This window comes from Mycobacterium sp. (assembly GCF_965229265.1).
Lineage (GTDB): Bacteria > Actinomycetota > Actinomycetes > Mycobacteriales > Mycobacteriaceae > Mycobacterium.
Genome location: NZ_CBDDIY010000010.1, coordinates 1,997,186 through 2,016,923 on the forward strand (window position 1 = coordinate 1,997,186; position 19,738 = coordinate 2,016,923).

A 19,738-nucleotide genomic window follows, 5' to 3' on the forward strand; every position below is an offset into this window, starting at 1 on the left:
TACACCGGCCGGGCTCGTTGCTGGTCGCTACTGGTGCGACTCTTGGCGCTTCTCTTGAACCTTGGCCTCGCCGCGAGCCTTCTCGGCTTCGGCTTCCTTGGCCGCCGCGTCACGCTGAGCTTCGGCCTTGTCCTGCTGAGCCTTGCCCTCTTCGGTGAGGTCGCCTCGACCGGTCACCGTGCCCACGGCCTCCTTGGCCTTGCCCTTGACGTCCTCGACGACGCCCTTGATGCCCTCTGCGGGTCCGCTGTTCTCTCCCATGGGTCCTCCTCGAGAATGTGATTGCTGTGCAGGATGGGGCACCTGATGCGCCCTGACATCCCCGTTCGGTGGGCGATCGCATCAGCAGAGATCTGCAACGACCCGGCTGCCTCAGCCGCCCACGCGCAGTGGATTCCCTCTGGTGCGGTGAGTAAACATGTTCGGCACGAAAGCAATTCGTTGCGGCCCGGGCGATGGCTGGACCAGGGCCGACACCCGGGGGTTCCGCTTGGGGCGAAACCGCCGACGCGCGACGGAACGTTTTCCCGCGCGACGGCGATGTACCTGGAGGATCATTGGGTCGGAAACGAGGAGGCGCGGTTATGCGGACCGCATGGACGCTTGCCGCGATGGCGGCAATAGGTGGCATCATCGCGGGGCCTGCTGCGACGGCGTGGGCCGACGATTCGGCACAGAGCACGATCAACCAGCTGCAGCAGCAGGGCTACACCGTCAACATCGACCGCGTCGGAACCGGTCCCATGTCGAAGTGCGTGGTCACCAGTGTGCGCAATCCACAGACCGTGACCCAGTGGGTGCCCTACGTGGGTCCTGGACGCGGGAACGACCGCACCATTCTGGTTCCGGTGGTGACCAGCCAAACGATCTCGGTGTCGCTGGACTGCACCGGCCGCTAGCGCTCAACCGGCGAGGTCGACGCGGATGGTGAGCAGGTTGTCCCCCATCGCGCGCACCGCCGCGCTGTTCATCCGGGGAAGGGAAGCCAGCCGGGCCTTCGCATCGTCGTCGGGCAACAGGGTTGCGATGCCGTCGCGCCAACGACCGCCGACGCGCACCCGCACCCGAGGGTCGGCCGCAATGTTGCGGACGTACTGCGATCGCGTACCGAACTCGGAGACCAGCCAGAAGCAGTTGCCTTCCAGCCGGCCGCCGATCGGGGTACGGCGCGGTTGCCCGGACTTTCGCCCGGTTGTCTCCAGGAGGGTCTGGATCGGGACGGCCCGCATCAGCGGATTGGCAAACCGGCGCTGGATGAAGGTGACGACGCGCTGCCGCGCAGTTGTGGCCATCACGCGATGGTGCAGGCCGCGGGTCAGGACGCCGCGGCGGTCAGCTGTGCGCGTTTCGCCGTCGTCTCGATCCGCAGCGCGGTGATTCCGCCGGCGTAGTCGGCCACGTACAGCCGGTCCCGCACCGGGTCGGCCGCCAGGCAGGACAGCTCGGGGCCCAGGACAATGCTGTCGACGATCTCCGAGGTAGCGGTGCACAGGACGGCGATCTCATCGCGGTCCACGACGTAGGCGCATTCCCCGCGGCGGCTGAGCACCAGCTGGGTGGGCATGCCGCCGACCCCGATGGTGTCGGTGAGCCGTCCACCGGCGACGTCGATCACGTGGATGGCGCCGCCGAACTCGGCATCCCAGCCGGTCGCAAAGACGGTACGCCCGTGCGCCGCCACGGCGATATCGCCGATCGAACCGGTGATCGCGACGGTGCGCTCGACGCGGCGAGTCCGGGCGTCGACGATCGCCAGCGCGGCGCCGGCGGGGGCGACCAGCGCGGCGAACAGGCGGGTTCCGTCGGCGCTGATGCGCAGCGCCACGACGGAGGCTCCCGGCGCGGCCGGGATCGCGATCGCGGTGATATCGCCGGACTCGATGTCGATGGCGGCGATATCGACGTCGTCCTCGCCGGTGCGTGCGACATAAAGCACGTCACCGGCCGGGCTCACGGCCAGGCCACCGGTGGTCATGTCGAACTTCTTGGCTGCCAGCGGGACACCGGTACGGGTGTCGACCGCCACGACGGCGTCCTCGTCATCGGAGGCCGCGCTGACGTAGGCGCGCCCGGCCACGACCACGGCGCCTGGCGCGCTGATTCCGTCGATGGTGGCAGACAGCGACAGCGTGGCGGTGTCGATGAGGCACACCACGTCGGCGCCGTTGTGAGCGGTGACGAGGTAGCGACCGTCGGGGCTGACAGCCATATCAGTGACGGGTCCGTGCCCGGCGGCGAGCGTCCCAATGGCGGCGACGACGGGTGCTGCGATCGGCTCGGTCAGCGGCTCCAGTGCGAGGCCACCGAGCAGCTGCGGCAGCAGGTCGCCGATGGGGGCGCGCCGAATCGTCGGCAGCGACGACAACCACAGGGAGTGGGCAGCAGCGACCCGCTCGGCGACCGCAACACCGGCACCTTCCGTAACTCCTGTTGTGTTTGCCATGGTCTCGCACCTCCGTCGGCCTGGATTCAGCCGAGCTTTGTCTTGAGTCGTTTCGCGTTACCTGGCGGTAACGGTCCTCGTCGAGTGTAGCGAGCCAATTCACGGAGAATTAGCGGCTTTTCAGAACCCAATTGGCAACTGCGCCCGTTGTCTCAGCCAGCCCTAAGGTGCGACCGTTATCAATTCGTTGCATTAGCGTGAAGCCGGCCGTGAAATGCGCGTTGACGTGCGGTGATGCCAATTATCAAGATCACGATAAGATCCGGCGTTAAGCTGGGCTGCTGAGAAATTCTTACCGCACCAAGGGCAAAAGAGGCACAAATCACAATGCCTCAGTAGCGTCTAAATTATTAAGGAAATCCCTTAAATTAGGGCGATGCGCGGCACCCTGAATTCCGGCGGTGCGTCCCGATAGTGATCTTGAGCACGGCCAAGTTCGCTGATCGGCGGTGTTAGCGAGAGGGTCTCAACAATTCGCCAGTGGTCCACATCACAGCATCCGTTCGACGGTTTCGCGACTGCGCACCGGATCGCTGCCTCCCACGCAGGCCGGATGGCCAGTCGTAGAACGTCGCCTCCTGCGGGACACGGGGATTGTTCATCAGATGATGGCCGGTGGACAGTGCCGCGCCGCGTCCGAGCTGGCCCAGCAGTGGTCGTCCGGAACTGCTGCTGCCGAGGTGTGTGCGCGCTACTTCGACGGCGCGGCCCACACCGCGGCGATCCCGGCGACGATGTTGAGCACCAGGATGGTGATGATCGGACCCACGACCGCGGCGTTCTGCGCGACCGCCCCCAAGGCCGCGCCGAGCACCGACGATTCGACGGCGATCAACAGCGACCCGAACCCGAGCAGGGTGGCCCGGTGATGCTCGGCGGCGAAGGCGCCGACCCAGGCCAAGCCCGCACTGAAGATCGCCTGGTTGGCCATCGTCGCCAGGATGAACACGATGCCGTAGATCCAGATGTGGTTCAGGTCGTCGCGGTACTCCATGACCACGCACACCGCCGCCGCCGCGGTGCCCAGCAGAGCGCTGTTGACGAGCATTCCGCGCACGCCCAGATAGCGGCTGACGAAGCGCCAGAACAGCGAGCCGGCCACCATGCCGATGCTTGACGAGATCACCAGCACATGCAGGCTTCCCGCGGTATCGCTGTGGTTGACCGATGCGTGGATGCTGTAGAACGACGTGCCCAAACTGACCGGGACGAACAGCAATTGGATCAGAGCGTAGCGGCGGAACCACGCTTGCGACCGCGCCGCGCGGATCCCGTCGCGGTAGGTGTCGCGGAACGTCACCCTGGTCTCGGCCGAAGCGGGCACCGGCCCGATGAACACTGCGGCGATCGCCGCGGCGAGCAGTCCGGACGAGCCCAGCCAAAGCAGGTCGACGTGGCTGTGCTGCGGGTCGCGCTGCGCCAAGAACGGCAGCAGCACCAGGGTGGTCGCGATGGCGCCGATGGCGCCGATGGCCCCCTGGGTCAGCACCAGATCGCTGCGGCGATGGTCCTCGAGTTTGCTCGAAACGACCTCGGAGTAGGCGACTTTGGAGATTCCGGACACGACGCCGCTGGCCAGCGATACCGACAGGAAGATGCCGGCGATGAACAGCCGGGTCCAGGCCGAGACGGCGCTGACGACCACCAGCGTAGCCATCAGGCCGGTGGTGACGGCGATGACCAAATGCTTGAGCTGACGGGCCCGCTGCAGCACGTAGGGCGACAACGAGTTGCCGGCCACGATGCCGACGCTGTAGGCGGGATAGAGCAGACCGGCCGCCCAGTAGTAGCCCTCCTGGGCGCAGATGAACGGCAACACCACCGACACGTTGGCCAGCTGTGTGCCGGTGGTGTAGAGCGTGCCCTGCGCCAGCAGCACGCGATAGGCACGACCCGGCTCGTGCTCAGCTGTCACATCGGACATTCGCCCCTCATCGCCGCAGGATTATGTCGAGCGGACGGTATACCGGCCGGCCGGGCCGAACCCCCGCGACGGCCTCCGGCGGGCAATAGTCTTGTCCACGATCTGACCGAGGAGCACGCCGATGAACCCAGAGGACGATCCGGAAAAGCGGATCCAGGAACTCGAGCGACCCCTGACCGACCTGGCCCACACCACCGAACTGGGCACCGGTACCACCCCGAGCGGCTGGGCAGCACCGTCCCCGCCCCCGCCCTCGCCCTCGCCCGGGATGCGCATCGGCTGGATTGTTCTGGCACTGATGGTCGTTGGGCTGCTGGTCGGCGGCGGGGCAATCGTGGCCACCAACCTGTTCACAACCACCCGCTCGTCGTCGGGCACGCCGACGACGCCCGGTATCTCCGGCGGCGGCGGACCGTTCACTCCGACCAGCCGCCCCTCCGAACCCACCCCGGCACTCCCGGAGCAGCCGTCCACGTCGGCAGCCACTGTGCAGACCGCGCCCCCAGGTGGTGACATCAGTGTGGCGGGGATCAACCAGGACAAGACGATCGCCTGCAACGACAGCGTCGTCAGCGTCAGCGGAATGGACAACACCGTGGTGCTCACCGGTCGCTGCCGTCGGCTCACGGTGTCCGGGATGAACAACGTGGTAATCGTCGACGCTGCCGACACCATCGACGCCTCCGGGATGGACAACAAGGTCACGTTCCACTCAGGCTCGCCGGAGGTCAGTAAGTCGGGGTTCTCCAACACTGTCGAGCAGGGCTGAGGATCGCACTCGACGTGCGGTCGCGGACGGCACGGTGGCGAAAATCTAGCAAAGATCCATGCCGGCGACCGCTCGGCGCGTTAAGTTTCCCTCACGTCAACACCGACATGGGGGAGCTAATGGCCACATCCACACAGAAGTTCAGCAGCGCAGTTGTCCTCGCCGGCGTGACCGCTGGTGCCCTGGCCATGACCAGCCTGAGTTCGGCCCCGACCGCCAACGCCAGTTGCGCCTCCTTCTTCGGCATCGGCAACAGCGCCAGCTGCACGAGCTCCCCGACCAGCATCGCCATCGCGATCGGCAACGGTGCCACGGCCAACGCCGCCGGACTCTTCGGCACCGCCATTGCCATCGGCAACGGTTCCAGCGCACAGACCAGTCAGCTGTTCACCTTCGCCACCGCCCTCGGCACCAACGCTTCGGCGAGCGCACAGGGCCACTTCAGCATCGCGACCCAGATCGGCGCCAACGGCGTGGCGGCGACACTAGGTTCCCCGTCCGCCAGCAATCTGGGTCTGAGTTTTGCCCTCAATGTCACCCCGGGAGCGACAACCGCCGGCAGCATCATCGAGACTGGCGGCGTCGGGAACATTGCGGTGAACCTCTTCGGCTACGGCACCTCTAGCGACCAGCTCCAGGTCAGTACCTTGGGATCCGGCAACGTCGCGGTCAATATCGGCGGCCGGAGCAATACGCTCTCCACGGAATATCTCGGATTTGTCGCCAACATCGGCGGAAGCAAGAACACGCTCGTCGGTGATGTTCTTGGGCTCGCACTCAATGCCGGCGGTACCGGGAATACCGTCAGCAGCACCTTAGCTGGGGCTTCCTTAAACGTGGGCGGCACTGGTAACACCGTCGCGAGCGAGGAACTTGGGCTCGCACTCAATGCCGGCGGTAGCGGGAATGCGGTCACCGGCGGCCTGGCCGCGGCTTCCTACAGCGTGGGCGGCACTGGTAACACCGTCACGAGCGCTGGTATCGGTCTGGCAGCGGACGTATTGGGCAACGGCAACCAGGTCGAAGCCGGGGTGTTCGGAGTGGCGGCGTCACTGTTCCAGAAGAATGCGACGCTGCTCGCGCAGCAGGGCCAGATCAACATCAACGGTCTGAGCATTCCCCCTGCTGCGACTGCGCAGCAGGCGAAGAAACCTGCCGGCGGCAACAAGGCTCGCTCGGCATCGGCGGGGGCAGCCAGCGCCAAGAAGTCCGGTGGCGTCGGCGGCAGCAAGCGGAGCTAACCACCCGGAAATCAACGGAACGGCCCCGGCCGTTCCGTTGATTTTTCACCCGTTTAGTTGTGCACAATTAGATTGTGTCCTATATTTCTCGGCGTGACTGCTCCCCGTCTCGACGACCAGCTGTGCTTCGCGTTGTACTCCGCGTCGCGGGCCGTCACGGCGGCATATCGCCCCCTGCTCGCCGAACTCAACCTCACCTACCCGCAGTACCTGGTGCTGCTCGTGCTGTGGGAAGAGGGCCGCGTCAGTGTCGGTCGGATATGCCAGCGGTTGCACCTCGATTCGGGCACCCTCTCGCCACTGCTCAAGCGCCTCGAGGCGATCGGGTACGTGACAAGGGAACGCGCCGCCGACGACGAACGTCGCGTCGACGTGGTCCTCACTCCGACCGGGAAACGCTTGCAGACCAAGGCTTCCTGCATTCCCGAGCGGCTACTGGCGGTGTCGGACATGAGCCTGGACGAGATCGTTGCTCTACGCGACGCGGTACTGCGTCTGAGCGACACACTGCTCGCCAACGAATGAACAGAAGGGAAGGGACATGAAGGTTCTGTACACCGCGGAGGCACTGGCAACCGGCGAAGGTCGCGACGGACACGGACGCACCTCCGACGGCAAGGTCGACGTCGATCTGAGCATCCCCAAGGAGATGGGCGGTTCAGGCGTCGGCACGAATCCCGAGCAACTCTTCGCCGTCGGCTACGCCGCCTGCTATCACTCCGCGCTGCGGCTGGTGGCCCGCCAGGAAAACGCCGATGTCTCCGATTCGGCTGTGGGAGCCAAGGTCTCGCTGGGCAGCAACGATGCGGGCGGTTTCATCCTGGCCGTCGAGTTGGAGATCGTGCTCCCCAACGTCGACCATGACACGGCCGTCGCGCTGGCCGACAAGGCGCACCAGGTGTGCCCCTACTCCAACGCAACCCGGGGCAACATCGACGTCACCTTGACCGTCACCGACGACTGACCAAGCCGGCCGTCACGCAGCGGCGGGATTCACTCCCCCGCTGCGTGCCGCTTCGCGGAACTTCCGCCATCGGACCCGGCGCCGCCGCCGTGCGCCCGCTTGGAACCGCCTACACCGGAGTTGTTTCCGCCCGCGCTCGATGCCGCGGCCTTGGCCGGCGAGTCCGCGGCCTGTGAGTGCGCGGGTTTGCGTGCACCGGCGGATTTCGGTGCGGTGACGACATCGGCAGAGCTGTCGGCGCCGTCGGCGGGTGCCGTCTCGGGGGCAGATCCCTCGTCGGCCGCCGCCGATACGGCTGCGGGTACGGACTTCGCGGTGCGTGCCGCGGCCGACGCCGACGGCGCGCCGCCGAGACCACCCAGCCAGGCGTTGATCTGCTCCCCGATCTGGGTGTTGGCCTCGGTGGCCTTATCGGCAAGGTCGTCGATCCCGGCGGACAACGAGTCCGCCGCGTTGGAGGCCGCGGTGGCGGCGCTCCACACGGCATCGGAGATGTTGTTGGCGAAGTTCGCTGGTGCGTCGACCACGTCCTGCGGTGCGCCGGCGGCGGCCAGCAGTCCGGAAGCGGCCTGGCCGGCCGCTTGCGACAGCGAATCGAGCAGGATGGCCGTCGGCTGTGCGATGGAGGTAAAGGTCCACGGGGCGATCTGCGCGAGGCTGTCCGCGGCCGAGATCACCGCGTTGCCGTCATTGAAGCTTGCGGTGACGAAGCCCTGCAGCGAAGTGATGTAGCTCGCCGGGTCCAGCGGGGCCGCGCCGATGGCCGCGATCGCGTCACCGATGCTGGTCGAAGCGCCGTACGCCAGCGACGACAGGACGGTGGCGGCGGCGTAGGTGACTTGCTGCACGGGAATGACCGCGGTGTAGACCGGCGTCCAGTACGAGACGTCGGCCGCACCGGCGGCGAGAATCGACAGCGGTGTGGTGGTCAGGCTGAGCAGGGCGTTGGTCAGGCCCTGCACGACCGGCGAGCCGGAGCCTGCGGCGAGCCCGCCCAGGGTCTGGGCGACGAAATCGCTCCAGTTCGCCACCGAGTAGCCGGCTGCATAGGTCAGGCCCGAGTAAGCCGCGTCCAGCAGCTGGGCAGGAGCTTGGATCGCGTCGTTGGCCAGCCAGGTGAGGTTGCCGACCGTATCGAAACCGATGTAGGTGGCCGCACTGAGCAGGTCGGTGTAGCTGGTAAGGGCCAGGGGGTTGTTGATGACGCCGGCAACGGAAGTGACGGTCCAGTAGATCGCCTCGTTCAAGGTGTCCTGGACCAGCGAGGCCATGTCGTCGACCCAGAACTCGGCGGTGTCTTGGATTTGGCCGGCAGCATCGACCAGATAGCCGAGATTGGTGTACTGGACTCCCTGCAGCCCCTGCAACAGTGTCTTCAACTGCGGGTTGTCGGTGGCGTTGATGAGCATCTGCCAGAACTGGGAGCTCGCGTCTTGCGCGGCGGTGGTGACGTCGACCAGACCCTGGAACGGGAGCAGCACCGCGTTGCGGACGCCGGTCACCGCGGTCTGGGCGGCGTTCTCCAGCGCATCGATCAGCTGTTGGATGTCGGCGGGGCTGATGGCCGCCGCCAACTCGATGTCGGGCGCGGAGACCGTGGCCAACGCGGGAAGCCTCGGTGGTTCCTGGACGACAGCGGGAGCAAATGCAATAGCGGTTGCTGTTGTGAGCGCCAGACCCGCTGTCAGATAAGACTTGGCCGAAACTCGAACGCTCAAAATTCCCCCTCGGTTGATGCGTGTTACGGCCCGCAGCCAGTTGTTTGGGCACCCAGACGGACCAGATGCTACACGGTCAGATGTGCAAAAACAGCCAATACTGAGAAAAACCTGAGCGCCAGTTTGGCCCGGCAGCAAAACCTCGGCCCGTGGGTCTGGACGCTTCGCCGACTCCCAAAGCAACCACCGGAGCGGCGCTAGGTACCCGTCTCGATCACGAGAAGTGAGTCGTCGGCCGGGCCAGCCGCACCCCATCGACGGTGACGTCGAGCTTCTCGTTGTAGAACGCGACCAGGTTGGCGATCGGCGCGACGGCCGGCAGCGGCGTGTTGTAAGTCCAGGCCAGGTCGGCGTGTAGTTCGCCGTTGGCGCGCACCGACCAGTAACCCGATGTGACGCCTTTGTACGGGCACAGCGTCTGGGCAGCGGACGGCTCGAGATGGTCGAACACCACGTCGGTACGGTCGATGTAATACCTTGTCGGCAAACCGGTTTCGAACACCAACACCGGGCTTGCGGTATCGGCAAGCAGCACACCGTCGAGCTCGACGGTGACGTGCCGGTGCGAGCGCAGCGCATCGACCCGGGCGTAGGGGTTGCGCGGGTGCCCGTAGATCGGCTCGTCCTCCTCGAACCAGGTCAGTGCCGCCCACTCGAACCGGACCAGGCCGGCGACCGGGCCCTCGCCGGCATCGAAGACCCGCGCGGCCGAAGTGTGCCTCTGGCGCTCCCCCGCCACGGTGAACATTCGCGACGCACCGAACTGCACGCGCTGCGGATGGTCCTCGTCATGCAGGAATCCTGGTCGTACGTCGGCCAGCGGTATGTAGTACTGCGGGTAGTACGGGACCTCCCATACGTAGCGCGCCGTCGTCGTGTCGAAAACCAGCTGATCGTCCACGAAGCCACGGACCCGCCGCGGCGCCGGTTCGATCCGGCCGCGGGCGGCAGCCGAGTGGGGATAATCGGTCACTGGTCGCTCGGATGCTGTGCTCACGTTCGGACTCCTTGCCATGGATCGGGTCACCCGCCATCTCACGGCCAGGGTATGGCCGACGGGCGCCCAACGTCGATCACCGCCGGACCGCACACCTGAAATGTGCTGTCCGGCGGTGATTTCGGCGTGATCAGCGCCTCATCGGAGTGCAGGCGATAACTACTTGCTCTCGTCCTGGGCGGATCCGAGTACACGGTCCGCGCTGCGGATGAGGTTGCGGTTGAACTGATATTGAGCGGTGACGAGCTTGTCGGCCAAGTCGATCGCGGCGTCGACCAGCTTGGTGCGCAGCGGCTGCAATGCCTCCGGCACGGCTTCGTTGACCGCCTCGCGGAAAGTCCGCAGTGCGTCGGCGGCAGCGTTCTGGCCGACCTTGGCCGACTCGTGTACCTCTTCGAGCAGCTCGGTGGACGGCGACGGTTCGGCTTGCGTTTCAGTGGTCATATCGGGTCCTTTTCTCCGGGGTAGTGCCGTCATCGACGCTATTCCGCGGAGGTGTTCTGACACTACGGTCGAAGGTCCCACAGCATTGGGAAAAGGTCTTCGGCGTCAGCAGAACTCGTACTCGACATCCCAATAGCCCGGGACCGGCACCCAGTGGGCCGAGAAATGGCCACCCAGTTGCGGGTTCGCGTCGTTGATCATTCCGCCCCCGCCGAACCCCGGGATGAAGCCGGGTGGGTCCCAGGTGATCGACAGCGGGTCGCCCGGTGTTTGCGGCGTGCACCCGATCTGTTTGAGGAAGTAGCCGTCGGTGATCGTCCATTCCGCACTGCCCTGATCGGGACTTGGCGGGGGCGGGGCAGCCTGCGCGGTGGCCGCACCACCGACGATGGCCGCGGCGCAGACCGCAGCCGCCAGCCCAAGACTGCCTCGGCTCGTCATAGCCGAACCCCTTCCCTGTCTGTCGTGGACAAGGCTAGACCAGTCACCGGCGGATGTCGGGCGGTTCCGACCCGGGCGTCCCGGCGGCGATGACCGCCCGGTTTCGCTCCGCAACAACCGGAATCGGCATCTTGACCAGCCACCGGTCATAGCTGAGAAAGCCGTTGACCTCGTTCTCGACATCGGTGGTCTGGGTGTAGATGGCTCCCGAGAGCCCGTCTCGGCGCACGATGTCTTCCAGCACACGGCTGAGCTGGACGTAGCGGTCGGTCAAGCGCGCGGGATTGTCGGCCATCTCATAGGCCTGTGCCCGTCCGGGCCACCGATTCTTGTCCAGCACCAATCCGAGGCCGCCGTACTCGCCGTCGACCCGCACCCGGTTGTCCACCACAGCGGAGTTCTTCTCGCGGGCCTTACCGCGGTCGGCGGGCACCTTCGGACGGCCGGGCCCGACATAGGTGTGATCGTCGTAGACGTCGCCGGCTTTGCTGTCCGTGCGGGATTTGCAGCAGTTGACGCCGCTGTTGGCGTTCACCATTCGCGTCGGGTCCGCAGCCTTCACCACGTTGGCGATCCTGGCGGTGTCGAATTCGCCCCAGCCCTCATTGAACGGGACCCAGCCGATGATCGACGTCACGCTGCGCAACTGGTCGATCATCGCCAGCAGCTCTCGCTCGAAGTTCGCCTTCGCCGCGGGCGCGGGCTCCGGGGCGGGACCGACCGGGATATCAAGCGACACGTCCAAGGACGGCATGTCCTGCCACACCATCAGCCCGAGCTTGTCGGCCCAGTAGTACCACCGCGCCGGCTCGACCTTGCCGTGCTTGCGCACGAAGTTCATTCCCAGGTCCTTGATCCGCTGCAGGTCTGACTTCAGCGCCTCGTCGGTGGGAGCGGTGTAGATGCCGTCCGGCCAGTAGCCCTGGTCCAGCGGGCCATGCAGGAAGGTGATCTTGCCGTTCAACGCGATTCGGGGCCTGCCCTGCGCGTCGCGCACGGTGCCGATCGTGCGCAGCCCGGCATAGCTGGACACCGCGTCAACAACCTTGCCCGACGGGTTCACCAGTACGACCCGCAGATCGTAGAGATATGGGTTGTCGGGCGTCCACAGGCGCGGAGTGGGGATGGGCACCCGGATCGTGTCACCGGCCCCGGCGGACGCAACAGCGACCACACGCCCGCCGGGCTCGCTGACGAACACCATGGTGCGCTGGCCCTTCGTCCCGGCGACCCGCGGCGTGACAATGACACTCGTCAGTTCCGTGGTGATGTCGAGCTTGTTGATGTAGGTGCGGTGCACTGGCTCCATCCACACCGTCTGCCAGATGCCCGATGCGCCGGTGTAGAACAGCCCCTCGGGGTCGTTGCGTTGCTTGCCGACCGGGAACGGGTTGGCCTCGTTGCGATCCAGGACCCGGATGGTGATCTCCTGCGCGCCCGTCCCCCGCAACGCATCGGTGATGTCCACACTGAACTCGGTGTAACCACCTTCGTGATGGGCCACCTGCCGGTTGTTCACCCAGACCGTGGCGATCTGGTCGACGGCGCCGAAGTGCAGCAGGACGTGCCGACCGAGCCAACCGCTCGGGAGCTTCACGACCTTGCGGTACCACATCTCGTCGTCATGGCGGGCGATGCCCGACAGCGCGGACTCGACCGGATACGGGACGAGAATCTGCTCGCGGTATACGGCCGGGGGTGGTGGCGCCGCCAACATTGGTCCCCCGGATCGGCCCAGGTAACCCCACACTCCGTTGAGGTTCAACCAGTCCGAGCGCGTCATCTGCGGGCGCGGGTAATCGGGTAACGCGTTGTCCGGTCCCACCAAGGTGGTCCACGGAGTGGGCATGGGTGCAGCCTTCGGATGCCACATCACCACCGCGTTGGCCGGCGCACTTCCGGCCGCGACAACAGCCGCCGACGCCAACACCATTGCCAGCAAGCCCAGCCGCGCGCGGCGGAGCCGGGATCGTCTGCGCTGCGGCGGCGCGATGTCATCGGCCATGACTGTTCCCCCACGGTAGAGACCTACGTGCGGCGCGCGCCCCCGCACGGCGCCGCGTCTTGTACAGCGACCACGATCACCGGTATCGCGAAACCTCTTCAAGGTGATCAGTTTTCACCTCAAAGGGCGACATCGCCGCAGACTCGCCGAGCGAGTCACCGATTGGTCGCAACGACGATGCCTTCCGCACCCGTCTCGGTGCACTCAGAGGTCGATGACGACGTCCTCGGCAGGCTGTGCCACGCACACCAGTACGTTCCCCTCGGCGGGTGGTTCCAGCGGCTCGGGGTCGTAGCGGACCTGCCCGGACAGCAGCGCGGTCTCGCAGGTGTGACACACCCCGGTGCGACACGACCATCGGGTGGGTACGTCACAGGCCTCGGCGAATTCGAGCAGACTGGCGTCGGTGGGGCGCCAGGGTGCCGTCAGCGCACTGCGCGCGAACTGGACGGCGGGTCCCGGCCCGGGCGGGCCGTCGGGAAGATGCGGGGGCCTCATGTCGGCTGCCGCGATGCCCGGCGTGATGGCCGCGTGAGCGCCGAATCGCTCGGCATGGACGTTCGCGGCCGCGATCCCACACGCGACCAGTCCTTCGGTGACCTCGTCCATGAATACCTCGGGTCCGCACACGAATACTTGCGACTCGGTCGGTAAGCCCAGCTCGCGAAGGGCCTGTGCGGACAACCGCCCCGCCTCGTCGTAGTCGGCGCCCACCCGGTCGGCTCCACCCGGCCTGCTGTAGAAGACGCGGGATCGGCTGTCGGGCAAACGTTTCAACAGGTCTCGCACCTCCGCCACGAAGGCGTACTCCGACCCATCGCGTGCACCGTGCAGCCACCACACCGGCCGATCGGCGCGCTGAGCCAGTGCATAGAGCATGGACAACACCGGCGTGACGCCCACCCCGGCCGATATCAGCACCACCGGTGACCGGCCGTCGTCGAGGAAGAAGCTGCCTCGTGGTGCGGCCACCTCGATGAGGTCGTCGGCCTCGATATGGTCGTGGATGTAGCCGCTGACGGTCCCCTGCGGTTCCCGCTTGACCCCGATGCGATAGTCAGCGAACCCGGGCGCGTTCGACAGCGAGTAGTTGCGAACCAACGACGCCCCGCCGGGCCCGGCGGGGACACGCACCACAACGGATTGTCCGGCAGACCATTTCGGCAGCGGCGCACCGCCGGGGTCGGCCAGCAGGACGGAACGGACGTGTCGGCTCACGTCGCGGACCGCACGCACCTTCAGCGGGCGGAATCCCGGCCAGGCCGGCGGCGGTGCGGCGATACCGGTCAGTCCGCTGTTGCCCGACGGCCCGGCTTCCGCCGCGCCCTGCTCGAGCAGACTCTGCAGCGAGGTCTTCCATCCCGGACTCAGCGCCGGAATGCGCAGGGCGCGTTCGAGTGCGTCACGGGGATGACCCGGCAGGTAGAGCAGTGCGTCGATCTCGGCGACGCTGACCTGTTGCGGCCCGTCGCCGATCTTCACGATGTCCGCACCGGCCTGCACATCGCCCTCGGCCAGCACGCGGCAATAGAAGCCCGGTCGGTGATGGGACACCAGCAATGCGGCCATCCGCGGTTCCCCGAGGCGCATCCCGACGCGGTAGCAGGTGACCCGCGGTTGGGTCACCTCCAGGATCACCTCGCCGATGCGGTACCGATCGCCGATGCATACCTCGTCGTCGGGCAGTCCGTCGACGGTGAGGTTCTCGCCGAACACTCCCGGGGTCAGATCGCTACGGCCCAGGACGTCCGCCCAATGGCGATAGGAGGCCCGCTGATACACCAGGACCGCGCGATTCTCCCCGCCGTGGCCACCGAGGTCGCCTTGACCGTCGCCGTCGACGTTGAGTCGCCGAATCGTGCGCGGCCCGTCCACCGGCGCCTTCCATGCACCGGTGTGCACGGTGCGGCCATTCCAGGTGACGTCCCGGGGCATCCCGACGTTGACCGACATCACGGTGGCCATCGTGGTCACCCGGCCGCGTTCTCGAGTTGCTCACGCAGGCGGGCGTTCTCGGCCTGCAGCTCGGCCAGCTGGCTACGCATCGGCGCCAGCGCCGACTCCAGTTCGCCGACGGTGTAGCGAGGGGTGATGTGCTGTTGGCAGTTCCAGTCATAGGCCTCCACGCTGACCACGACGGCACGTTCGACCACGGCGTCGTAGCGTTCGTCGGCCAGGGAGTCGATCAGGCCGGAGTCCTCGTCGGCCATGACGATGCGGGCGTGCCCGAAGATCTTCAGCCGGCGCTGCTGGGCGTAGTCGAGGGCGATGATGGCGATGCGGTCGTCACCGGTGAGGTTGCCGGTGCTGATGTACTGAAGGTTGCCGCGGAAGTCGGCCCACCCGATGGTGTGGTCGTCGAGGACGTGGACGAATCCTGGTGGTCCGCCGCGGAATTGCACATAGGGCCACCCGATCTCCCCCACCGAGGCCAGATAGAAGCCGTCGCGCTCGCGCAGGTAGTCCTTCTCGAGATCGGTCAGCGGATCAGGGCCGGGTGTGGCCTTGCCCGCGACGAACTTGCGTCCGTAAAAGCCCTGGCTGCCGTGCTCGGCCTGGACAGCGCGGACATTGTCGGTGAACGCGATGGCGGCATAACGCTTGCTCATGTCGTCTCCTATCGGGCGCCGTCGGCGGTGATGTCACTGCAACGCGATGTCCTGCCCACGTTCGGCGTCGGTGCGGGGACCGAAGTATCGCCGTTCGGATTCTTCGATGGCGACATCGTTGATGCTGGCCTCCCGCCGGCGCATCAGTCCATTGTCGTCGAACTCCCACAATTCGTTGCCGTAACTGCGCCACCACTGTCCCGATGCGTCATGGCATTCGTACTGGAATCGGACGGCGATCCGGTTGCCGTGGAAGTCCCACAGGCTCTTACGCAACGCGTAGTCGAGTTCGCGCTGCCACTTGGCGGTGAGGAACTCGACGATCTGATCCCGCCCGGTGACGAACTGGTCCCGGTTGCGCCACACGCTGTCCGGCGTGTACGCCAGGCTGACCCGGTGCGGATCGCAGGTGTTCCAGGCGTCCTCGGCGGCCTGGACTTTCTGCCGCGCGGTCTGCAGGTCGTAGGGCGGAAACGGTGGGCGCGATTCAGTCACGGACCGGACCTTTCGTGGGGGTTGTCATGGCTGCCACCGCTTCATTCGTCGTCGGAACAGCGTGGGCGAGAAATGCGAAGTTCACCAGGGCGGCCTGGTAGCCGTCGCCTCGCTCGGGGTGTCTCGGGCCGGCGGTGGCGTCGCGCACCACCGCGACCTCGAATCCCTGCTCGAGCAGGTCGCGCAGATGGGACTCCACACAGATGTTGGCCAGCATGCCGCACAGGATGACCTTTGCGATCTTGCGCTTGCGGAGTTGCAATACCAGGTCGTTGGTCTGCGGTCCCCATACCTTGTGAGGGCTGGCCACGATCGTGGCCCCGTCGTCGATGAAGGGTTTGAACTCATCGAGCCAGTCGGCGCCGGATCCGGTGAAGCCGTCCAGGGTCAGGGCGCCGCGCCGGGCGAAGGTGTCGGTGCGTAGTTCATCGGACTCCAGCGGTCCGTTGAACAACCACCGGTGGTCGGTGGGATAGAAGTAGTGCGGCGAGATGAACACCGCGAAGCCGCCCGCCTTGGCGGCGGTGAAGATGTCCACCAGGTGCCCGACCGTTCCGTTCTCGGTCACGCTGGCCCCCAGGACCTCCCAGTTCTTGCCAGTCGGGCTGAGCACATCATTCTGCGGGTCGATGACGACGACGGCCGTATCGGCAGGGTCATAGTCCATTGTCAATTACTACACCGGAGGAGACGCCACCACTGCGGGCCCGGCGCCGGCCGAGGCATGGGTTCGTGCGATGCCCGGCTCGCGGTATCCGCCGTCGTTCATCGCGCGCCGGACCGCGTCACCGACCGCCTCGATGTCCTGGGCGGCAACCAGCGCGATCACGCAACCCCCGAACCCTCCGCCCGTCATCCGGGCACCGAGCGCCCCGGCCGACACCGCCACGTCGGCGATCCGGTCGATCTGCGCCGTGGTGATCGCGAAATCGTCGCGCATCGAGCGGTGCGAGTCAGTCATGATCGTCCCCGCGCCAGCGAAGTCGGAAGCCGCTACAGCGTCGACGAATTCGAGCACACGGCGATTCTCCGTCAGCACATGGCGGGCGCGGCGGGCGTCGAGCGGATCGGCCACCGCGTCGAGGACCTCGATGCCGCGGTGCTGCACCTCACGCAATGAGCCGACGCCAAGGTCGCGGGCCGCCCGTTCGCAGGAAGCCCGCCGTGCCGCGTACTCGCCGCCGGCGTGGCGGTGCTGGGCCCGGGAGTTGATCACCAGCAGTGCCAGCCCAGCGGTGTCGGGGTCGAACAGAACCGGGCGCACCGAGCTGTCCAGGAAGTCGATCAGCATGGCTCGACGCGGCTGCCCGTACAACGCTGCGAGTTGATCGAGCAAACCGGTTGGCGCACCGACATATTCGTTCTCTGCACGCTGGGCGATGCGCGCCTGCGCCAGACGATCCGGGGTGATCCCCGCTGCGGTCAGGACGGCGCCGAGGACCGCGCAGCCCAGCGCCGCCGAAGACGCCAACCCCGACCCGGCCTCCACGTCGCTGGTGATCGTCATGGCGCCCCCGCCGACGCGGTGTCCGGCCTGGCCCAGCGCCCAGATGACGCCGGCCACGTAGGCCGCCCACCCGTCGACATCCCCGGGATGGGTGGCCACCGCGATTCGCACCGGATCGCGCTCGCGATCACTGCGAACGGTGAGGGTGTCGCTGCCGTCGGGCCGAAAATGCGCAACGGTGCGTTGCGGCAACGCGATAGGCAGCGCGTACCCGAAGTTGTAGTCGGTGTGCTCACCGATCAGGTTGATCCGGCCGGGCGCCGCGTAATGCACGTCGCCCGCGCTCATCGGGCCAGCTCCCGCAGCCGTTGCGCCACAACCTCGGGAGTGACATCGCTGATGAACACATCCATCGCCGATTCGGAGCCGGCCAGGTACTTCAGCTTGGTGGCACTGCGCCGCACCGACATCAGTTCCACGTGGAAGTACCCCAGCCGCTGGGTGTCGGTGTCGGAGTACTGGTGCAGAGCGCTGATGTAGGGAAGGGGTGTCGGGTACATCCGGTCGAAGCGGGCGAGCACGTCCAGGTAGAGGGCGGCGAATCCGCTCAGCTCGGTCTCGTTGAGTTCGGTGAGGTTGTGCACGAATCGATTCGGGTAGATGTGGACTTCCACCGGCCACCGCGCGGCGAAGGGGACGAAGGCGGTGAACAGCTCGTTGCGGGCGATCACCCGGGCGCCGTTGCCGACCTCGTCGGCAAGGATGTCGGCGAACAGATTTCTCCCCGTGCGGTGCTCGTGGTCTCGGGCGCGGGCCAGCATCGCGGTGGTGCGCGGGGTGAGGAACGGGTAGCCGTAGATCTGTCCATGCGGGTGGGTCAGCGTCACACCGATGTCCTCGCCGCGGTTTTCGAAGCAGAACACTTGGGCGATGCCCGGCCGGGACAGCAGATCTTCGGTGCGGTGGCGCCACGCGTCGACGACCAGGCGAGCCTGCGACGGCGCCAGCCCGGCGAAGGAACCCTGGTGGTCACTGGAGAAGCAGATGACCTCGCAGCGACCGTGTCCCGGCGCGGCGACAAAACCGACGTCGGTGCCGGGCACGTCGCAGGCCTGCCCAGGGTGTGCGGCTGCGCCGGCCAGGCTGGGGAATCGGTTCTCGAAGACCACCACGTCGTAGGCGGGTGCAGGCACCTCCCCCGCCAGGCCCGACGGATCCGGGCACAACGGACACTCGTCGGGCGCCGGCTTGTAGGTGCGGTCCTGGCGCAGCGCGGCGACGATCACCCACTGCCCGGTCTGCCGGTCGAAGCGCAGCTGTGTGCTCTGGTCGCCGCGGCGCGGCAGCGGCCGCCGGTCGGCCACCGGCGCCGGCTGGTGCCCCGGGAGGGCGAAGAACAGTTCCTCGCGCCCGTCGGCCAACATCCACGGGGTGGGGGTCGCCGCGCTCATCGGTGGGTCCCCGCGCCGGCGATCACGAGCTCCTCGACGCGCCCGGCGAGCGCCACCCGGTCGGCATCACCCAGGCCGTCGTCGACGATGAGCGTGCCGACCTGTCCGAGGTTGGCGAAGACGTTGGTGCCGACTTCGCGGTACTTGGTGTGGTCGGCCAGCACCACCAGGCGCGCCCCGACACTGATCAAGGCTCTATTGGTCTGCGCCTCAGCGATGTTCGGTGTCGTCAGTCCGGCGTCGGGATCGATTCCATGCACGCCCAGATAGGTGGCGTCGACCCGGAACGCCGCAATCGCATTGTCGGCGACGGGGCCAACCAGGGCGTCGGACGGGGTACGCACCCCGCCACTGAGGTACACCACCGGAGCGGCGGTCTCCTCATCGGCGGGTTCGGTGAGCACGTGGAACACGCTCAGGGAGTTAGTGACCACGGTGATCGAGGAGCGTTGACGGAGTCGTCGGGCGAACTCGGTGGTGGTGGTGCCGGCGCTGATCGCAATGGTCATGCCGTCCTGCACGGCGGCCGCCGCCGCAGCGGCGATCGCCGCCTTCTCGGGGAGCTGCTGGCCGGCCTTCGCCGTTGACCGCGGCTCCTCGCCCCTGTTGTGCTGAGCAACCGCTCCGCCGTGCACCTTGCGCAGCATGTTCTGCTCGTCAAGCACGTCGAGGTCGCGGCGCACGGTCATCTCCGAGACGGCGAGATCGGTGGCCAGATCCGACACCCGTACCGCTCCGCGCGCGCCGAGCGCCTGCAGAATCGCCTGACGGCGTTGCTCGGCGAGCATCG

21 protein-coding genes are annotated in these 19,738 nt (G+C 66.8%); 5 read left to right on the plus strand and 16 right to left on the minus strand.

All coding sequences use genetic code 11. The annotated features are described in order from the left end of the window. Window positions 1-27: 27 nt before the first annotated feature. Window positions 28-261, minus strand: coding sequence for a microaggregate-binding protein 1 (gene mbp1 / locus ADBZ9K_RS11210; RefSeq protein WP_526620262.1), 234 nt, complete (start codon window positions 259-261; stop codon window positions 28-30). Between the two features lie 323 nt (window positions 262-584). Here mbp1 and ADBZ9K_RS11215 point away from each other — a divergent pair, with 323 nt between their 5' ends. Next, a complete protein-coding gene (locus tag ADBZ9K_RS11215) occupies window positions 585-899 on the plus strand; it encodes a hypothetical protein (protein ID WP_526620264.1) in 315 nt (104 codons plus the stop codon). Window positions 900-902: 3 nt separating this feature from the next. Here ADBZ9K_RS11215 and ADBZ9K_RS11220 read toward each other — a convergent pair whose 3' ends face one another. From ADBZ9K_RS11220 to ADBZ9K_RS11230, 3 genes are all read right to left on the minus strand, one after another. Beyond that, window positions 903-1,292: a nitroreductase/quinone reductase family protein gene (locus ADBZ9K_RS11220; RefSeq protein ID WP_526620266.1), complete on the minus strand. Its 390-nt coding sequence runs from the start codon at window positions 1,290-1,292 to the stop codon at window positions 903-905. 23 nt (window positions 1,293-1,315) lie between these two features. Then, complete coding sequence (locus ADBZ9K_RS11225; RefSeq protein WP_526620268.1) at window positions 1,316-2,443, minus strand: YncE family protein; 1,128 nt, start codon at window positions 2,441-2,443, stop codon at window positions 1,316-1,318. Window positions 2,444-3,134: 691 nt separating this feature from the next. After that, a complete protein-coding gene (locus ADBZ9K_RS11230; RefSeq protein ID WP_526620269.1) occupies window positions 3,135-4,367 on the minus strand; it encodes an MFS transporter in 1,233 nt (410 codons plus the stop codon). A gap of 121 nt (window positions 4,368-4,488) precedes the next feature. Between ADBZ9K_RS11230 and ADBZ9K_RS11235 the strand changes: the two genes are divergently transcribed. From ADBZ9K_RS11235 to ADBZ9K_RS11250, 4 genes are all read left to right on the plus strand, one after another. Then, entirely contained in the window at window positions 4,489-5,136 is a 648-nt protein-coding gene (locus ADBZ9K_RS11235; protein WP_526620270.1) for a DUF3060 domain-containing protein, read from the plus strand. A 119-nt stretch (window positions 5,137-5,255) separates the two neighbouring features. Beyond that, entirely contained in the window at window positions 5,256-6,377 is a 1,122-nt protein-coding gene (locus tag ADBZ9K_RS11240; RefSeq protein WP_526620271.1) for a hypothetical protein, read from the plus strand. Between the two features lie 93 nt (window positions 6,378-6,470). Then, complete coding sequence (locus tag ADBZ9K_RS11245) at window positions 6,471-6,902, plus strand: MarR family winged helix-turn-helix transcriptional regulator (RefSeq protein ID WP_526620273.1); 432 nt, start codon at window positions 6,471-6,473, stop codon at window positions 6,900-6,902. Window positions 6,903-6,918: 16 nt separating this feature from the next. Beyond that, window positions 6,919-7,341: an organic hydroperoxide resistance protein gene (locus ADBZ9K_RS11250; RefSeq protein WP_526620275.1), complete on the plus strand. Its 423-nt coding sequence runs from the start codon at window positions 6,919-6,921 to the stop codon at window positions 7,339-7,341. Window positions 7,342-7,370: 29 nt separating this feature from the next. On the opposite strand, the gene ADBZ9K_RS11255 is transcribed toward ADBZ9K_RS11250, so the two are convergent. From ADBZ9K_RS11255 to ADBZ9K_RS11310, 12 genes are all read right to left on the minus strand, one after another. Then, window positions 7,371-8,945, minus strand: coding sequence for a hypothetical protein (locus ADBZ9K_RS11255; protein WP_526620277.1), 1,575 nt, complete (start codon window positions 8,943-8,945; stop codon window positions 7,371-7,373). A gap of 328 nt (window positions 8,946-9,273) precedes the next feature. Then, window positions 9,274-10,032: a DUF427 domain-containing protein gene (locus tag ADBZ9K_RS11260; RefSeq protein WP_526620920.1), complete on the minus strand. Its 759-nt coding sequence runs from the start codon at window positions 10,030-10,032 to the stop codon at window positions 9,274-9,276. Window positions 10,033-10,215: 183 nt separating this feature from the next. Next, window positions 10,216-10,500, minus strand: coding sequence for a hypothetical protein (locus tag ADBZ9K_RS11265; RefSeq protein ID WP_526620279.1), 285 nt, complete (start codon window positions 10,498-10,500; stop codon window positions 10,216-10,218). Between the two features lie 105 nt (window positions 10,501-10,605). Then, window positions 10,606-10,941 carry a hypothetical protein gene (locus tag ADBZ9K_RS11270; protein WP_526620280.1) on the minus strand — a complete coding sequence of 112 codons (336 nt, stop codon included), beginning with the start codon at window positions 10,939-10,941 and terminating at the stop codon, window positions 10,606-10,608. 43 nt (window positions 10,942-10,984) lie between these two features. Then, a complete protein-coding gene (locus ADBZ9K_RS11275; RefSeq protein WP_526620282.1) occupies window positions 10,985-12,946 on the minus strand; it encodes a glycoside hydrolase family 2 protein in 1,962 nt (653 codons plus the stop codon). A gap of 204 nt (window positions 12,947-13,150) precedes the next feature. After that, window positions 13,151-14,911, minus strand: a complete 1,761-nt coding sequence (locus tag ADBZ9K_RS11280; protein ID WP_526620284.1) for an MOSC domain-containing protein — start codon at window positions 14,909-14,911, stop codon at window positions 13,151-13,153. Between the two features lie 5 nt (window positions 14,912-14,916). Then, entirely contained in the window at window positions 14,917-15,555 is a 639-nt protein-coding gene (locus ADBZ9K_RS11285) for a pyridoxamine 5'-phosphate oxidase family protein (protein ID WP_526620286.1), read from the minus strand. 33 nt (window positions 15,556-15,588) lie between these two features. Continuing rightward, entirely contained in the window at window positions 15,589-16,050 is a 462-nt protein-coding gene (locus tag ADBZ9K_RS11290) for a nuclear transport factor 2 family protein (protein WP_526620288.1), read from the minus strand. Beyond that, the gene (locus ADBZ9K_RS11295; RefSeq protein WP_526620290.1) at window positions 16,043-16,717 is read right to left on the minus strand and encodes a cysteine hydrolase family protein; all 675 of its coding nucleotides are present in this window, start codon (window positions 16,715-16,717) and stop codon (window positions 16,043-16,045) included. Before ADBZ9K_RS11295 ends, ADBZ9K_RS11290 begins: the two co-directional genes overlap by 8 nt. 9 nt (window positions 16,718-16,726) lie before the next feature. Beyond that, a complete protein-coding gene (locus ADBZ9K_RS11300) occupies window positions 16,727-17,845 on the minus strand; it encodes a galactokinase (protein ID WP_526620292.1) in 1,119 nt (372 codons plus the stop codon). Further along, window positions 17,842-18,948: a galactose-1-phosphate uridylyltransferase gene (galT, locus tag ADBZ9K_RS11305; protein WP_526620294.1), complete on the minus strand. Its 1,107-nt coding sequence runs from the start codon at window positions 18,946-18,948 to the stop codon at window positions 17,842-17,844. The genes ADBZ9K_RS11300 and galT overlap by 4 nt, the downstream gene beginning before the upstream one ends. Continuing rightward, a complete protein-coding gene (locus tag ADBZ9K_RS11310; RefSeq protein ID WP_526620295.1) occupies window positions 18,945-19,736 on the minus strand; it encodes a DeoR/GlpR family DNA-binding transcription regulator in 792 nt (263 codons plus the stop codon). The genes galT and ADBZ9K_RS11310 overlap by 4 nt, the downstream gene beginning before the upstream one ends. Window positions 19,737-19,738 lie beyond the last annotated feature (2 nt).

Bases quoted from the DNA above. Each gene is read 5' to 3' on its own strand.
- mbp1 (WP_526620262.1), bottom strand. From the start codon at position 261: ATGGGAGAGAACAGCGGACCCGCAGAGGGCATCAAGGGCGTCGTCGAG.
- ADBZ9K_RS11215 (WP_526620264.1), top strand. From the start codon at position 585: ATGCGGACCGCATGGACGCTTGCCGCGATGGCGGCAATAGGTGGCATC.
- ADBZ9K_RS11220 (WP_526620266.1), bottom strand. From the start codon at position 1,292: ATGGCCACAACTGCGCGGCAGCGCGTCGTCACCTTCATCCAGCGCCGG.
- ADBZ9K_RS11225 (WP_526620268.1), bottom strand. From the start codon at position 2,443: ATGGCAAACACAACAGGAGTTACGGAAGGTGCCGGTGTTGCGGTCGCC.
- ADBZ9K_RS11230 (WP_526620269.1), bottom strand. From the start codon at position 4,367: ATGTCCGATGTGACAGCTGAGCACGAGCCGGGTCGTGCCTATCGCGTG.
- ADBZ9K_RS11235 (WP_526620270.1), top strand. From the start codon at position 4,489: ATGAACCCAGAGGACGATCCGGAAAAGCGGATCCAGGAACTCGAGCGA.
- ADBZ9K_RS11240 (WP_526620271.1), top strand. From the start codon at position 5,256: ATGGCCACATCCACACAGAAGTTCAGCAGCGCAGTTGTCCTCGCCGGC.
- ADBZ9K_RS11250 (WP_526620275.1), top strand. From the start codon at position 6,919: ATGAAGGTTCTGTACACCGCGGAGGCACTGGCAACCGGCGAAGGTCGC.
- ADBZ9K_RS11265 (WP_526620279.1), bottom strand. From the start codon at position 10,500: ATGACCACTGAAACGCAAGCCGAACCGTCGCCGTCCACCGAGCTGCTC.
- ADBZ9K_RS11270 (WP_526620280.1), bottom strand. From the start codon at position 10,941: ATGACGAGCCGAGGCAGTCTTGGGCTGGCGGCTGCGGTCTGCGCCGCG.
- ADBZ9K_RS11275 (WP_526620282.1), bottom strand. From the start codon at position 12,946: ATGGCCGATGACATCGCGCCGCCGCAGCGCAGACGATCCCGGCTCCGC.
- ADBZ9K_RS11280 (WP_526620284.1), bottom strand. From the start codon at position 14,911: ATGGCCACCGTGATGTCGGTCAACGTCGGGATGCCCCGGGACGTCACC.
- ADBZ9K_RS11285 (WP_526620286.1), bottom strand. From the start codon at position 15,555: ATGAGCAAGCGTTATGCCGCCATCGCGTTCACCGACAATGTCCGCGCT.
- ADBZ9K_RS11295 (WP_526620290.1), bottom strand. From the start codon at position 16,717: ATGGACTATGACCCTGCCGATACGGCCGTCGTCGTCATCGACCCGCAG.
- ADBZ9K_RS11300 (WP_526620292.1), bottom strand. From the start codon at position 17,845: ATGAGCGCGGGCGACGTGCATTACGCGGCGCCCGGCCGGATCAACCTG.
- galT (WP_526620294.1), bottom strand. From the start codon at position 18,948: ATGAGCGCGGCGACCCCCACCCCGTGGATGTTGGCCGACGGGCGCGAG.
- ADBZ9K_RS11310 (WP_526620295.1), bottom strand. From the start codon at position 19,736: ATGCTCGCCGAGCAACGCCGTCAGGCGATTCTGCAGGCGCTCGGCGCG.